This is a genomic window from Variovorax sp. GW822-FHT04E09, assembly GCF_058800845.1.
In genome coordinates this window covers 39,233-54,488 of the sequence record NZ_JBXAMR010000007.1, presented here as the reverse complement: position 1 = coordinate 54,488, position 15,256 = coordinate 39,233, and the positions used below count along the sequence as shown (strand labels likewise).

Here is a 15,256-nt window from a genome sequence, read left to right as displayed (position 1 = left end):
CAATGATGTAAATTGAAGATTGTTCCAGTTTCAATAACCAGAAGGCATTGAAAAAGTCTCCCGCCGAGCTTCGCCAGGATTTCGTGCGCAACGTGCAGCTGCGGCACCTGCGCGCCTTCGTCGCGGTCGCCCAGGAGCGCCACCTCGCGCGCGCGGCCGAGCGGCTGGCGCTGAGCCAGCCGGCGGTGTCCAAGACGCTGTCGGAGCTCGAGGCCGTGGTCGGCACCCGCCTGGTGGAACGCAGCCAGGCCGGCCGCCGCGGCGTGCAGGGCCTCACGCCGGCCGGCGAACAGCTGCTGGCCCACGCCTTGCGCGTGCTCGAAGCGATGGACGCCAGCGCCCAGGCCGTGGCGCCGGCCGCGGGCGGGCGCATCGAGCGCCTGCGCATCGGCGCCTTGCCCAGTGTGGCGCCCGCGCTGCTGCCGGTGGCGTTGGCGCGGCTGCGCGAGGGCTGGCCGGCGGTGCAGATCCTGGTGAAGAGCGCGGCCAACGCCGTGCTGCTCGACGAGTTGCGCGCCGGCGAGCTCGACCTCGTGGTCGGCCGCATGAGCGACCCGCGCCTCATGGGCGGCCTGAGCTTCGAGCTGCTGCACACCGAGCCGCTGGTGTTCGCCGTGCGCGCCGGCCATCCGCTCGCGCTCAAGCCGGCGCCGGTGCAGGCGGTGCTCGACTATCCGCTGGTCGTGTACGGCGAGGGCACGATCCCGCGCCACAACACCGAGAGCTTCCTGTCGGCGCGCGGCCTGGCGCTGCCGCGCAATGCCCTGCAGACGCTCGACGTGGCGGTGGCACGCGCGCTGGTGGCGGTGTCGGACGCGGTGTGGATCACGCCGCTGGGCGCCGCGCGCAGCGAGCTGGCCGATGGCCGCCTGGTGCGCCTGCCGATTGACACCACCGGCACCGAGGAGCCGGTCGGCCTCCTGCAGCGCAGCGAGGCCGAGCCGTCGCCGCTGCGCGCCGCGATGGCGGGGCTGCTGCGCGAAGCGGCGAAAGCGCAGGGCGCGTTGCCGGCGCGAAAAGGAACGCCGCGCGCCGCTGGCTGATTGCTCAGTCCTTCGTGGCGCGACGCTGCACGCAGGCCACATAGCCATCGCCATCGGGCGGGCGCCCCGCGCGCTGGCTCTCCCACATCATTTGACCGAGGCAATCCATCGCCTCGTGATGCGCATGCAGCAGCGAGCCGCGGCGCGCGGCCAGCAGCTCGACGGCCTGGCGGATGCCGCGCGGCTGGTCGATGGAGCACTGCTCGCTGATCGACAGGTGCATCGACAGATGCAGGAACGGGTTCTCGCGGCCGTTCGATCCGTCGTAGACCCGCGCCACGGCCGCGTCGGCGTCGAGCAGGTCCTCGTGGTACTCGGGGTGCTCGTCGATCCAGCCGGCCGCGATGGTCTCCAGCGGCTCCATCGGCAGGCCCTGCCGGTGCTTGGCGTACACGTCGCAGAAGAAGCGGCGCACGTCTTCCTGGGAGGGATTGAACATATATAGAAGAGAGAAGAAGGAAAGAGAAAAAGCGGGTGGCGCGGCGCGGGCGCCAGGGCTGTGGAAAGTGCGCGCGACACGCCCGGCGTTCCGGGTACGAGGCGTTACATCGTTACGTAACGAATCGCGAATTGACCTCCTTACGGGCTGTTTCGGAGGTCGGTGCGTTGCGCGGTTTTCAGAAAAATATCCATACAAATCAATCACTTGAAGCGCCGATGGCGCGGCGTTGGCACGGCGGCGGAAAAGCGGCACGCAAGTTGCCCCTGTAGATGCATCTTTTGTCACAGAGGCTGCCATGACCGCTCCACAAGCATCGACCGTTTCGACCGAAGGGCTCGCCGCCACTGGCGCGCCCGTGGTTCTCGCCCAAGCCACCGTCACGCCGCTCGGCACGCCGGGCATCAGCGCCGGCGCCTCCGCCGCGCCTGCGGCCGTGGCGTCGCCCAGCGTGGGCACATTGTCCAATGCTACGCCCGGCGTTGCAGTGATGCGCGAGGGTGTCCGCATTCCGGTGGACGGCAATCAGACCCTGATGGCCGGCGACCGCGTGATCGTGCCGGACGGCGGCCAGGCCAACGTGCTGTTCCCCGGATCGGCCTCCAACAAGGCGCCGCTGGCCGGCGTCTTCACCGGCGGCACCGATGCGACCATCGGCTCGACCAAGCTGCCCGGTGGCCTCGAACAAGTGAATGTGGACGTCGCCTCGGGCGACCTGCAGGTGACCCCGCCGGACAGCGACGCCGATGCGGCCGCTCTGGCAGTGACCAAGAAGACCGCGGCCGGCAGCGGCATCGGCCTGGGTGAATTCGCGCTGGGCGCCCTGGGCGCCGCGGCGCTGGGTGCTGCACTGAGCGGCGGTGGCGGCGACGGTGGCACCACCGGCTTCCCGCTGTTCGTGGGCGGCCCGGGCGGTGAGTCCGATGCGGACGCTGACTCGGACTCGGATTCCGACTCGGACTCTGACAGCGACTCGGATTCGGACAGCGACTCTGACTCGGATTCGGATTCGGATTCGGATTCGGATTCGGATAGCGACTCGGATTCCGATTCGGACTCGGACAGCGATTCGGACTCTGACTCTGACTCCGACTCGGACAGCGACTCCGACAGCGATAGCGATAGCGACTCGGATTCGGACAGCGACTCTGATTCGGACTCTGACTCGGATTCGGACAGCGACTCCGACTCGGATAGCGACTCTGATTCCGACTCGGACAGTGACTCGGATTCAGACTCTGACTCGGACAGCGACTCTGATTCGGACTCGGACAGTGACTCCGACTCTGACTCCGACTCCGACTCGGACTCGGACTCGGACAGCGATTCCGACTCCGACGCAGACGCCGACCACCTCCTCGACCCAGCCGACGGCATCGTGGGTGGCGTGGTCGACGGCCTGGATGACGCGCTCGGCCTTGGTGGCTCGCTGACCCCGGTGGCGGGGGTGGTGGATGACCTGACCGACGTCGTCGACGACGTGCTCGCTCCGCTGCTCGGCGAAGAGTTCCAGGCCAACAACCCGAACCAGCTCGACCCGATCGACGACACCGTCGGCAGCATCACCGACCCGCTCGGCGAAGCGCTCAGCCCGGTGCTCGATCCGCTGCTCGGTGCCGGCGCCGCCGGTGCCATCCTGGACGGCCTGCTCGGCCAGGTCGACTACGTGACCGACGCGCTCAACAACGGGCTCGAGAACCTCGTCGGCGACAACGGCATCGTCAGCGGCCTCACCGACGCCCTCGGCCTGGGCGGTGTCACCGACCAGCTGCTGGGCGACGACGGCGCGCTCGGCGGCCTGCTCGAGAACGTGCTCGGCGAAGGCAGCCTCGTGGCCGGCGTGCTGGCCGAAGACGGCCTGGTCGGTGGCCTGCTGGCACCGGACGGCCTGGTCGGCGGCCTGCTGGGTGAAGACACCGCCGTCGGCGGCCTGCTCGACACCGTGCTCGGCGAAGACGGCCTGGTCGGCGGCCTGCTGGGCGACGGCGCCGTCGGCAACCTGACCGGCGGCCTGCTCGGCGCGGACGGCCTGCTGGGCGGTCTGCTCGGCGACGACGGCGCGATCGGCGGCCTGCTGGGCGACAACGGCCTCGTGGGCGGCCTGCTCGGCGGCGACGGCGCACTGGCCGGCCTGGCTGGCTCGGAAGGCCTCACCGGCGAACTGCTCGGCCAGGGCGGCCTCATCGACAGCCTGCTCGGCCAGGACGGCGCGATCTCCGGCCTGCTCGCCGACAGCCCGCTGGGCGGCCTGCTCGGTGGCGACGACGGCCTGCTGGGCGGCGTGCTCGGCGGTGTCATCGGCGAAGGCGGCCCCATCGGCGGCCTGCTCGGCAACGACGGCCTGGTCGGCGGCCTGCTGAGCGACGACGGCTTGCTGGGCGGTGTGCTCGGCAGCGACGGCCCGTTGGGCGGCCTGCTGGGTGACGACGGCCTGGTCGGTGGCCTGCTCGGCGATGCCGGCCCCATCGGCGGCCTGCTCGGCGGCGACGGCGTGCTGGGCGGCGTGCTCGGCGACAACGGCCTGGTCGGCGGTCTGCTCGGCGGCACCGGCCCCATCGGCGGCCTGCTCGGCGACGACGGCCTGCTCGGCGGCCTGCTGGGCGACAACGGCCCGCTGGGTGGCCTGCTCGGCGGCGACGGCGTCGGCGGCCTGCTCGGACCGGACGGCGTGGTCGGTGGCCTGCTGGGCGAGGACGGCCCCGTGGGCGGCCTGCTCGGTGAAGAAGGCCTCGTCGGCGGTCTGCTGGGCGGCGTGCTCGGCGGCATCGGCGGTGGCGGCACCCCCGGCACCGGCGCGGCCCTGCTCGACCCGGCCGACAGCGTGGTGGCCGGGCTGGTGAACGGCCTGAACAACGGCGTGCTCGGCGACCTCGGCCTGGGCGACGTGCTGGCCCCGGTCTCGCAACTGACCGACAGCCTGACCGACACGGTCGACGGCCTGCTGGCCCCGGTGCTCGGTTCCAGCTTCACGCCGAACGACCCGAACGTGCTCGACCCGGCCGACAGCCTCGTCGACGACGTGACGGACGGCGTGGGCGGCCTGGTCAGCCCGGTGGTCGACCAGCTGCTCGGCGCCGGCGCGACGAACGGCCTGCTGAACGCGGTGGACACGCAGGTCGACTTCGTGACCGACGGCGTGGCCAACCTGATCGGTGGCGATGGCCTGCTGGGCGGCGTGCTGGGTGGCGACGGCGGCCTGCTGGGCGGTGTCCTCGGCGGCGACGGTGGTCTGCTCGGCGGCGTGCTGGGTGATGACGGCCTGCTGGGCGGCTTGCTCGGCGGCGAAGGCGGTCTGCTCGGTGGCGTGCTCGGCGAGGGCGGCCTCCTGGGTGGTGTCCTCGGCGGCGAAGGTGGCCTGCTCGGTGGCGTGCTGGGCGACGACGGCCTGCTGGGCGGCTTGCTCGGCGGCGAAGGCGGTCTGCTTGGTGGCGTGCTGGGTGACGACGGCCTCCTGGGTGGCGTCCTCGGCGGCGAAGGCGGCCTGCTCGGCGGCGTGTTGGGTGACGACGGCCTGCTGGGCGGCTTGCTCGGCGGCGACGGCGGTCTGCTCGGTGGCGTGCTCGGCGACGACGGCCTTCTGGGTGGGGTCCTCGGCGGCGACGGCGGTCTGCTTGGCGGCGTGTTGGGTGACGACGGCCTCCTGGGTGGCGTCCTCGGCGGCGACGGCGGTCTGCTCGGCGGTGTGCTGGGTGACGACGGCCTCCTGGGTGGCGTCCTCGGCGGTGACGGCGGTCTGCTCGGCGGTGTGCTGGGTGATGACGGCCTCCTGGGTGGCGTCCTCGGTGGCGACGGCGGCCTGCTCGGCGGTGTGCTGGGTGACGACGGTCTTCTGGGCGGCGTCCTCGGTGGTGACGGCGGCTTGCTCGGCGGCATCCTCGGCGACGACGGCCTGCTCGGTGGTGTCCTCGGCGGCGTGACCGGCGGCGACGCTGGCGGCCTGCTCGACGGCATCCTCGGCGACGACGGCCTGCTCGGTGGTGTCCTCGGCGGCGTGACCGGCGGCGACGCTGGCGGCCTGCTCGACGACGGCATCCTCGGTGACGACGGCCTGCTGGGCGGTGTCCTCGGCGGTGTGACCGGTGGCGACGCCGGCGGCCTGCTCGACGGCGTCCTCGGTGACGACGGCCTGCTGGGCGGTGTCCTCGGTGGTGTGACCGGCGGCGACGCTGGTGGCCTGCTCGACGGCGTGCTGGGCGACGACGGCCTGCTCGGTGGGGTCCTCGGCGGTGACGGCGGCCTCCTGGGCGGCGTCCTCGGCGGCGGCGAAGGCGGTCTGCTCGGCGGCGTCCTCGGTGACGACGGCCTGGTCGGCAGCCTGCTCGGTGCCGATGGCCTCGTGGGCGGCCTGCTCGGTGGCCTGACGGGTGGCGCCGAACCGGTGGCCGGCATCCTGGAACCGGTGACGAGCATCCTCGACGGCTCGGCCGGCTCGGTGGTCTCGACGGTGGTCGAAACCGTGACCAACGCAGTCGAACCGGTGACCGACATCCTCGCCGGCACCCCGGCAGCCCCGGTGGCCGCGGTCGTGACCGGTGTGCTGGACACCGTCGAACACACGGTGGCCCCGGTGCTCGACAACGTGCTCACCCCGATCACCAGCCTGCTCGACCAGAGCCCGGCCGGCGGTGCCCTGGCACCCGTGACGAACATCCTGCACGGCCTGCTGGGCTGATCCAAGGACACGAAGAAGGAGGAAGGGAAACCTCGATAGCAAGCAGACAGGGACGGGCCGTCAGCGGCCCGTCCCGCGAAAGGACCGTCATGAACAAGAATTTCCGGATACTGGCCCTCGTGGCAATGGGCGCAAGCCTCGCTGCCTGCGGTGTGCCTCCCAAGGGCGGTCGCGACGACGCGACCTACTACTACTCCAACAAGAGCGTGCGCGAAGTGCCCAAGGTGGAGCCGGCACCCCCGCCGCCGCCGCCGAACACACCGGCCAAGATCGTCTACTTCGACTTCGACCGATACGACGTCCGGGCCGGCGACCGCAGCATCGTCGAGGCGCACGCGGGCTACATGCGCAACCGGCCGGCGAGCCGGGTCGTGATCGAAGGCCACACCGACCTGCGCGGCGGCCGCGAGTACAACCTCGCGCTCGGCCAGCGCCGCGCCGAGGCCGTGCAACGCATGCTCACGCAGATGGGCGTGCCGGGCGAACGCATCGAAGCCGTCAGCTGGGGCATTGAAAAGCCCGCATCGCTTGCCACCACCGAGGAGGGCCATCAGCTCAATCGTCGCGCCGAGTTCAGCTACCGCTGAATCGGGAGCACGCGATGATTTCACGGGCGGCTTCCGGTCCGCGATCACGTCATTCAAGCGAGAGCAGATGACGGACGCGACCGGCCTTCGCCCGCATTCGACCGGGGCCGAATGATGTCCTTCTCAGACCAGCTCCACGCCTGCCACGAGCGCCTGGTGTCCGTGTGCGCGGCGTTGCCTGCCCCGTACCCGGCCTTCACGCTCTTCTTCTCGGTGAGCGACGGCTCCCAGCGTGCGCACGTCGTGCATGCGCGGGCCGACGACTTCGAGACCGCCTGGCGCGAAGGCGCCGACCTCGTCGAGCGATGGGTGCGCGAGCGCGGCATCGTCTCGCCCTGGCTGCGCATCGACTGGGTCGAGGGCGCCAGTCCCATGGACTGGACGCAGTTCAAGACCCAGCTCACCGCGGTCAAGCGCAACTACTTCCGGCTCGGCCTGGCTTTCGACCAGGACTTCGGCTTCGCCTTCACCGAGCAGGAACTCAACGCCAACGCCATGCTGTGCGGCGATTCGACCATCGCGCATTCGGTGGTGAACGTGCGCAACTTCGACGTCTATGCGCAGGCCCGCTTCGAGCGCACGCTGCCGCTGGAAGAGTCGTCGGAGCGCACCGTGTACCTGCTGGCCACGGTGGGCGTGTTCTGCCAGCCCGACGGCGTGGTGCACAAGCTCGTGGGCACGGGGCTCGACGCGGGCCGCCGCCAGCTGCCGGCGCTCAACCCGCAGGCGGTGCTCGAGCTGGTGCGCAGCGGCTCGTCGTACCTGGCGCGCCAGATGCAAAGCGACGGCCTGTTCGTGTACGGCTACTTTCCGTGCTTCGACCGCCGCATTCCGACCTACGACGCGATGCGCCATGCCGGCACCGTGCACGCCATGCTCGAGGCCTGGGAGCTCACGCGCGACGACACGCTGCGCGCGGCCATCGACCGCGCCATCGACCACCTCACCGACGCGCTGATCCGCGACTACACGCTGCCCGACGGCCGCGAAGTCGCCTACCTGGTCGACACCGGCGGCGAGATCCGCCTGGGCGGCAACGCGGCCTGCGTGCGCATGTTCGTGCGCTACTGCGAGCTGATGGAAACGCGCCACTGGCTGCCGCTGCTGGAGAAGCTCGCACTGGGCATCGTGGCGCTGCAGGACCCGGCCAGCGGACGCTTCGACCACGTGCTGCACGCGGCTGACCTGTCGCTCAAGCAGGCCTCGCGCGTCATCTTCTACGACGGCGAGGCGGCCTTCGGCCTCATGCGCCTGTACGGCCTCACGCGCGATCCGCGCTGGCTGGCCGCGGTCGAGAAAGCCTTCGACCACTTCATTGCGAGCCAGCACTGGCAGTCGCACGACCACTGGCTCAGCGGCTGCGTGAACGAGCTCACGCAGTGGAGCCCGCAGGAGCGCTACTTCCGCTTCGGGCTGCAGAACGTGGCGGGCTACCTGGACTTCGTGCTCGACCGCAAGACCACCTTTCCCACGCTGCTCAGCCTCATGCTGGCGGCGCAGCAGATGCTGCAGCGGCTGGAGAGCATGCCCGCCATGCGGCATCTGCTCGACGAGCTGGACACCGAGAAGTTCTACCGCGCGCTCGACTACCGCGCGCACTACCTGCTCAACGGTTTCTTCTGGCCCGAGATGGCGATGTACTTCCGCCGGCCGTCCACGGTCGTCGGCGCCTTCTTCGTGCGGCACCACTCGTTCCGCGTGCGCATCGACGACGTCGAGCAGTACGTGACCGGCTTCGCGGCCTACCACCGCTACCTGCTGGACCGGCGCAGCCAGCCCGGCGGCGCGGGCCCCGGGGGCGGTGGTGGCGGCGTGCGCGACGACGGCGCGGTCTGGACGGCCAGCGAGATGGCGCGCGTGACCGGCGGCGAATGGGTGGTCAAGCCCGAGGACGGCTGGCGCGCCACCGGCGTGACCCAGCGCACCTTCATGCGCAAGGGCCGCGTCGTGTTCGAACACCAGGCCCGGCCCTCGAAGACGCCGCTGGCCGCCGTCACGCTCAAGGGCGTGCTGCAGCCGGCTGCGGCCGTGCTGTGCACCGACCCCAAGCCGCACCTGGACAAGCGCGTGCCCGTGCTGCAGGTGGCCAACGTGCTGCAGGCCGTGCTCGAGCTGGGCGACCACGCGCGCACCGAGTTCACCGGCCGCGTGTGCGGCGTGCTGGGCAGCGGCGCGGGCAGCAGCACCGTGGCCGCCATGCTGGCCGGCGCGCTCACCGTGTGGGGCGAGGTGGCGCAGCCCGAAGGCAACATCAGCCTGCCGTCGGGCATCGCGTGGAACCTCACCTGCATGCCGCGCCATGCCGCCTACTGGGTGCTCGAAATGGGTACCTCGCACATGCCGGCCTCGGCGCAGCTGATGCGGCCTTCGCTCATCGTGGTGACGGGGCTGTCGGCCGCGTCGCAGAAACACCGCGGCCCGTCGGAGGCCGCCGCGCGGCTCGATTGCCGCATGTTCCAGGCCATGGCCGCGGGCGACCGCGTGGTGCTCAACCGCGACATGCCCGAGTTCGCCACCTTCGCCGAAGCCGCGATGGCGCACCAGCTGCAGATCGTGACCTACGGCGAGCACAAGGACGCCGACGTGCGCCTGCTCGCCTTCGACCACGGCGAGGTGCAGGCCGAGGTGGCCGGCGAGCCCTTCCAGCTGCGCCTGAACGCGCCGGGCCGCCACATGGGCGCCAGCGCCGTGGCCGCGCTGGCCGCGCTGCAGGCGCTGCGCCTGCCGCTGGCCGCCGCGGTCGAACCCTTTGCGCACTTCGAGCCGCCGGGCGGACGCGGTGCGCTGCACACCATTCACATCGGCGGCGGAAGCTTCAAGCTGATCGATGAAACCTACGACGCCAACCCGAGTTCGATGCGGGCGGCGCTTGAGTTGCTGTCACAAGCCCCCTGCGAGCCTGCGCGCCGGGTGGCCATCCTGGGCGACATGCAGGAGCTGGGGCCCGCGGCGCAACGCCATCACCTCGATCTGGAGGCCGAGTTGCTGGCGTCGCAACCTGACCGCGTGCTCCTGTGCGGACCTTTGATGCGGGCGCTTCACACGCGCATCCGCACCAAGGTCCGCTCCCATTGGTTTGTCGATGTGTCCGACCTCTCCACCGCACTCGGCGGGCTGCTGCAACCAGGCGACTGGGTGCTGGCCAAAAGCTCCGCCGGTGTCGGTCTTTCCCGGCTGGCCCGGGTCCTGAAAGCACTGCCATGAGATGGAACGCATTGGTCCACATCCCCTATGAATCCGAACGCGAGGTACCCCCGCGGCGCTGGTGGCTGGGCTGGCTGCAGCTGCTGTGCGCCTGGGTGCTGCTGATGCTGCTGTGCGCCAACATCGCCCTCGTTTTTGCCGAAGGCCTGCCGGGCTCGTCCGGCCGCACCGCGACCCACAGCCATGCCCACAAAACGATGAATTGCACGCTCAGGGAAAACGCCGCGCCGCAAGCAGCGCGCGGCGCGGAAACGACCGGTCCGGCGCAGGTTCGCACCCACCGATGCTGAGAGGCGTCAGAGGCGAATTTTTGCCTTGTAACAGTCGGGTAACAGTTGATAATGATGCAGGCGTCGTTGCCCGACGGATCGGTCTTTTTCCATGATCAAGTTCCTCTTGCCCAGCCAGCTGGTTGCCGACAGGCCGGAAGTCCCCGGCGCCAGTCCGTATGCCGGTGCGCTGAACGATGCGTTTCGCGCGGCCTACCCGCTCGTCAAGAGCGCGGCCTGGCTGTCGCTGCCCATCAGCCTGTTCGGGCTGCTGCCTTCGATCTTCCTGCTGCAGGTGTATGACCGCGTGCTCTCGCGCAGCGGTGTCTCCACGCTCGCCGCGCTGGTGAGCGGCATCCTGTTCTTCCTGTGCATCGAGTTCTGGCTGCGCACGCGGCGTTCGCGCCTGCTGCGCAACGCGGGCGCCACCGTCGACCACGGCGTGTCGGGCGCGCTGCTGCACTCCATGCTCGGGCGCCCGCTGCGCGCGCTCGAGGCGCGGCCGGCCTCGTCCTGGCAGCTGTTCTTTCGCGACGTGGGCGCGGTGCGCGGCACCGTCACCGGCGGGCTCGCGCAATCGATCTTCGACCTGCCGATGGCGATCTTCGCGCTGATCGTGATCGGCATCGTCGCGCTGCCGGTGCTGCCCGTGGTGGCGGCCTTCCTGGCCATCATGGCGTTCCTGGCTTGGTGGTGGGCCGACGAAGTGCGCGCCGGCCGCGTCGAAGAAGTGCTGCGCGGGCGCGGGCTCGATCGCATCACCTCCGAGATCTGCCATGCGCGCGAGACGCTCAAGGCGCAGTCGAACGACGGCCCGACCATCGAGGTCTGGCAGCAGACCTACAACGCCTGGCTCAGCGAGAGCTTCGGCAAGAACGGCCAGATCGAAACCGCGCGCGACGGCACCACTGTGCTGCTCACCGTGTTCTCGGTGATCGTCGTCACCGTCGGCGCCATCGCCGTCATGCAGCAGTGGATGACGGTGGGCGGCCTCGTTGCCTCCAACATGCTTGCGCTGAAGGCGCTGCAGCCGGTGGCCGGGCTCGTGTCGAACTGGCGCGCGCTGGCCACCGCCAAGGAAGCCGCCAAGCGCCTCGAGACCGTGCTCGGCGAGCCGGTCGAGAAGGCGCCCACCGGCATGGCGCTGCCGCAGCCGCTGGGCCGCGTCACGCTGAAAGACGTGAGCTTCAGCTTCACCGAAGACGCGCCGCAGCCCGTGCTGGAAAACGTCGACCTCGACATCGGCCCCGGCGGCCTGCATGTGATCGTCGGGCGCAACGGCGCGGGCAAGTCGACGCTGGTGAAGCTGCTGTCGGGCCTGTACACGCCCACGCACGGCGTGGTGAGCATCGGCGAGTACGACCTGTCGCAGTTCGGCCGCGAAGAGCTGTCGCGCTGGATCAGCTACCTCTCGCAAGAGGTGTACTGGTTCGGCGGCCCGCTGGTCGACACCATGCGCCGCGGCGCGCCGGGCCAGAGCGACGAGCAGATCGTCGCGGCCTGCAAGCTCTCGGGCGCGCACGACTTCATCTCGCGCCTGCCCGACGGCTACCGCACCGTGGTGGGCGAGGGCGGCACCGGCTTCTCGGTGGGCGAGCGGCGCAAGCTCGCGCTGGCCATGAGCTTCCTGCGCAAGCCCTCGGTGCTGGTGCTCGACGAGCCCAGCAACGACCTCGACTTTCAAAGCGAGCGCAACCTGCTCGCGACCATGCTCGCGGTGGCCAAGGTGCGCACCGTGGTCGTGGTCACGCACTCGCTGCGCATCGTGTCGGCGGCCTCCGCCGTCTATCACGTCACCGGCCAGGGCAACGTGGAAATCGGCTCCGCCGCCGTCATGGTGCCCAAGCTCTTCGGCGTGAAGAAGCCGCTGGTGGCGCTGGGCGACAGCACCGACGACGGCAGCGGCAGCAGCAACAGCAATGCAGGCGTCCCGGCCGCCTCGCGCTCGATGGCGTGAGCAAGAAGGGCCACGCGATGCGTGATTCGTGGTTGACACGGATCGACCGACTGACAGACAGAGACAGGGGAACGGGATTTTGAAACCAGACTTGCCGCAGGTGCTTCAGGGCGAGAGCGAGAAACAGGCGGCGCAGACCACGCCGCAAGGCCGGCGGCGCCAGTGGATCATCGGTGGCGCGGTCGCGGTGCTGGCGGTTGTGGGGCTCGGCTTTCCGATGGAAACCGTCGTCGTCGCACCGGGCCGCGTGATCCCCTCCGACCGCGTGAAGTCGATCCAGCATCTGGAAGGCGGCATCGTCAGCAACGTGCTCGTGAAAGAAGGCGACAAGGTCAAGCAGGGCCAGTCGCTGGTCGAGATCGACCTGGGCGGCAGCGGCCTGAACTTCGAGGAGCTCACCGCGCGCTACGCCGCCACGCAGGCCACGCGCGTGCGGCTCATTGCCGAGAGCCGCGGCCAGCCGCTCAAGCGCGATTCGTTCGATGCCGACATCGACGAAGCCGTGCTCGAAGGCGAGGTCGGCGCCTACCAGGCGCGCGCGCTCGAACAGCGCGGCGTCATGGCCGGCGCCGTGTCGGGCCTGGAGCAGGCGCGCAGCAAGCAGCTCGAACAGCAGGCCAAGGCCAAGGGCCTGAACGATCGGCTCGCGCTGATGCAGAAAGAGCTGGAGATCTCCGAACAGCTGCTGAGCGAAAAACTCGTCGGCCAGGTCGAGGTGCTCGAAAAGCGCCGCCAGGCCGAAGGCGTGCGCAGCGAACTCGCCGTGGCGCGCCAGGGCGTGATCTCGGCGCAGGCCGCCATCACCGAGGCGCAGGCCAAGATGGCCGAGGCCGAGGGCCGCTTTCGCCGCCGCGCATCGGACGAGCTCGCCACCGTCGAGCGCCAGTTCGCCAGCCTGAGCGAAGACCTCGCGCGCGCCCGCACCCAGCGCTCGCGCACGGTGGTGAAGGCGCCGGCCGACGGCATCGTGAAGGGCCTGCGCAGCTCCAGCGCCGGCTGGGTCGTGAAGCCCGGCGAATCCATCCTGGAGGTGGTGCCCGACGAGGACGAGATCATGGTCGAGGCGCGCCTCAACCCGAACGACCGCGGCTTTGTCGAAGTGGGGCAGGAGGCGCGCGTGAAGATCACCGCCTACGACTACCTGCGCTACGGCGCCGTCGACGGCAAGGTCAAGCTCGTGGCGGCCGACGCCGATCGCGATGCCGCCATTGCCAGCGGCGCGCCGTACTACCGGCTGCTCATCAGCATGTCGCAGTCGCACGTGGGACGGCCGGAAAACCGCGTCACCGCCGGCATGGAGTCCGAAGTCGACCTGCGCGTGGGGAGCGATCCGTTCATCTGGTACATCCTGCGGCCTGTGCTCAAACTGCGGCGCGAAGCCTTCCGCGAACCATGAGCAAGCCCGTGTTGCCGGGCCGGCGCGCGCGCATCGCCCCGGGTGTGCTCTGCGCGACCTTGTGCGTCAGCATGGCGCTGCCGCCCACCGCGTATGCCCAATCGTCGCCGGAGCAGGAGGGGCCACCTGCAGCGCTGGCACTGTCGCGCCGCCTGTCGCCACCGTCCCTCGGCGCCGCGAGCTATGCGCAGCGCGTGAAGCAGGCGCTCATCGCGCTGTCGCAGGAGTACCCCGAAGTGCTGACTGCGCAGGCCGCGGCCAACACCAGCAGCTTCGGCGTCGACGCGGCCCGCATGGCGCGCTACCCGCGCTTCAAGGTCGGCACGTCGTCGGGCACCTACAGCAGCGGTGCCAAGGATGCGAAGAGCGAGAACTACACCGTGCTCACCGCCGAAGCGCGCGTGAGCCTGATCGATGGCGGCGCCATGAGCGCGGCGCAGCGGGCCGCCGAATTCGGCAACCAGGCCGACGACGAGGCCGTTACCACCACGTCGCAGAAAGTAGTGCTCGACGCGCTCACCGCCTACCTGCAGGTGCAGCGCTTCGACCTGAAGAAGCAGATCGCGCACCGCGCCACCGAAGTCGTGGCCGACCTGTCGAAGGCCGAGGCGCGCCGCGTGGCGCTCGGCGTGAGCGGCGACAACGACCTCAACATGGCCGCCTCGCGCCGCGCCCTCGTCGCTGCGCGCGAGTCCGACTTCGAGGCCCAGCGCGACGAGGCGCTGGCCAAGTTCCGCAACTACTTCAAGTTCTCGCCCGCGCCTGAATCGCTGCCCGTGCTCGCTGCACCGTCGCACTGGCGCATCGGCTCGCAGGAAGAAGCGCTGCGCCGCGCCGAAGCACGCAGCACCGAACTGGCCGAAGCCCAGGGCCGCGTGGCACGTGCACGCGCGCTGGTCGACCAGACCGAAGCCAGCCTGTACCCCACGCTCGACGCCGTCGTCGTGAAGAGCAAGGACCCGCGCGGCGTGTCGCCGCAAGACCCCACGCGCGCCGCCTTCGAACTCAACTGGAACTTCGGCAACGGCTTCGACCGCCAGCTCAAGCTCAAGGGCGCCCTGGCCGAAGTCGCGAACCAGGAAGCCAAGATGGAGGGCGTGAAGCTCAACCTGATGGAGCTCACCGCGTCGTCGTGGTCCCGCACCGTGGCCGGCCGCGAACGCGAGCGCCAGTTGATGGAAGCTGTCAGCACCTCGGGCCAGGCCTTCCGCGGCCGCCGCCGCCTCATGGAGTTCGGCCGCGAGACCCTGCCCCAGGTGCTCGACGCGCAGCTCGACTACTACACCCTGCTGTTCGACTACATCGACGGCGTGTTCGACCTGCGCATTTCGGAACTGCGTCTGGCGCGCACCACCGGCGAACTGCGCATCGACCCCATCGGCGCCAACAACTGGATCGACCGCATCTTCGGCCCCCCGAGCCGGAACGTCCTGACCGAAGACGGCCTGCTGGGCGCGCTGTGCATCTCGAGCAACACGACCTGCGCGAGCGAACCGTTGGTCGACCGCGCACCGGGCGCATCGATTGCGAACCCGCCGCTGCGTCGGTCAACGCGCCTCGGAATCAACTGACTCACGAGGCAAGCGCCAGCGAAGCCCCTTCGCGAAACACCGAGGAACCGGCTTTGCCGGGCCTCAGGTGTTGCCCCCGGTAGGGGGAAGGAGAAGCGGACACGAAGTGCCGCGCAGC

General features: G+C 70.1%; 9 protein-coding genes. 8 read left to right on the top strand and 1 reads right to left on the bottom strand.

Annotated elements, in window-relative coordinates; translation table 11 throughout:
* Positions 1-47 precede the first annotated feature (47 nt).
* The gene (locus AC1RL8_RS24865) at positions 48-1,043 is read left to right on the top strand and encodes a LysR substrate-binding domain-containing protein (RefSeq protein WP_492686556.1); all 996 of its coding nucleotides are present in this window, start codon (positions 48-50) and stop codon (positions 1,041-1,043) included.
* A 4-nt stretch (positions 1,044-1,047) separates the two neighbouring features.
* Here the strand turns inward: AC1RL8_RS24865 and AC1RL8_RS24860 are convergent, their stop codons facing one another.
* Complete coding sequence (locus AC1RL8_RS24860; RefSeq protein ID WP_070062687.1) at positions 1,048-1,482, bottom strand: DUF1841 family protein; 435 nt, start codon at positions 1,480-1,482, stop codon at positions 1,048-1,050.
* A gap of 298 nt (positions 1,483-1,780) precedes the next feature.
* Here AC1RL8_RS24860 and AC1RL8_RS24855 point away from each other — a divergent pair, with 298 nt between their 5' ends.
* The 7 genes from AC1RL8_RS24855 (at position 1,781) to AC1RL8_RS24825 (ending at position 15,138) form a co-directional block, all read left to right on the top strand.
* Positions 1,781-6,154 carry a hypothetical protein gene (locus AC1RL8_RS24855; protein ID WP_493196608.1) on the top strand — a complete coding sequence of 1,458 codons (4,374 nt, stop codon included), beginning with the start codon at positions 1,781-1,783 and terminating at the stop codon, positions 6,152-6,154.
* A gap of 89 nt (positions 6,155-6,243) precedes the next feature.
* Positions 6,244-6,741, top strand: coding sequence for an OmpA family protein (locus tag AC1RL8_RS24850; protein ID WP_492686558.1), 498 nt, complete (start codon positions 6,244-6,246; stop codon positions 6,739-6,741).
* Between the two features lie 111 nt (positions 6,742-6,852).
* Complete coding sequence (locus tag AC1RL8_RS24845; protein ID WP_159272919.1) at positions 6,853-9,945, top strand: glutamate ligase domain-containing protein; 3,093 nt, start codon at positions 6,853-6,855, stop codon at positions 9,943-9,945.
* 11 nt (positions 9,946-9,956) lie between these two features.
* Entirely contained in the window at positions 9,957-10,235 is a 279-nt protein-coding gene (locus tag AC1RL8_RS24840) for a hypothetical protein (protein ID WP_492686559.1), read from the top strand.
* A gap of 91 nt (positions 10,236-10,326) precedes the next feature.
* The gene (locus AC1RL8_RS24835; protein WP_390348642.1) at positions 10,327-12,171 is read left to right on the top strand and encodes a peptidase domain-containing ABC transporter; all 1,845 of its coding nucleotides are present in this window, start codon (positions 10,327-10,329) and stop codon (positions 12,169-12,171) included.
* 100 nt (positions 12,172-12,271) lie between these two features.
* On the top strand, positions 12,272-13,567 hold the full coding sequence (locus AC1RL8_RS24830; protein WP_492686586.1) for an HlyD family type I secretion periplasmic adaptor subunit: 1,296 nt from the start codon (positions 12,272-12,274) through the stop codon (positions 13,565-13,567).
* Complete coding sequence (locus AC1RL8_RS24825) at positions 13,564-15,138, top strand: TolC family protein (protein WP_492686560.1); 1,575 nt, start codon at positions 13,564-13,566, stop codon at positions 15,136-15,138. The genes AC1RL8_RS24830 and AC1RL8_RS24825 overlap by 4 nt, the downstream gene beginning before the upstream one ends.
* Positions 15,139-15,256 lie beyond the last annotated feature (118 nt).

Excerpts from the sequence above, each read along its gene's own strand:
- AC1RL8_RS24860 (WP_070062687.1), bottom strand. The coding sequence starts at position 1,482 with ATGTTCAATCCCTCCCAGGAAGACGTGCGCCGCTTCTTCTGCGACGTG.
- AC1RL8_RS24855 (WP_493196608.1), top strand. The coding sequence starts at position 1,781 with ATGACCGCTCCACAAGCATCGACCGTTTCGACCGAAGGGCTCGCCGCC.
- AC1RL8_RS24850 (WP_492686558.1), top strand. The coding sequence starts at position 6,244 with ATGAACAAGAATTTCCGGATACTGGCCCTCGTGGCAATGGGCGCAAGC.
- AC1RL8_RS24845 (WP_159272919.1), top strand. The coding sequence starts at position 6,853 with ATGATGTCCTTCTCAGACCAGCTCCACGCCTGCCACGAGCGCCTGGTG.
- AC1RL8_RS24835 (WP_390348642.1), top strand. The coding sequence starts at position 10,327 with ATGATCAAGTTCCTCTTGCCCAGCCAGCTGGTTGCCGACAGGCCGGAA.
- AC1RL8_RS24825 (WP_492686560.1), top strand. The coding sequence starts at position 13,564 with ATGAGCAAGCCCGTGTTGCCGGGCCGGCGCGCGCGCATCGCCCCGGGT.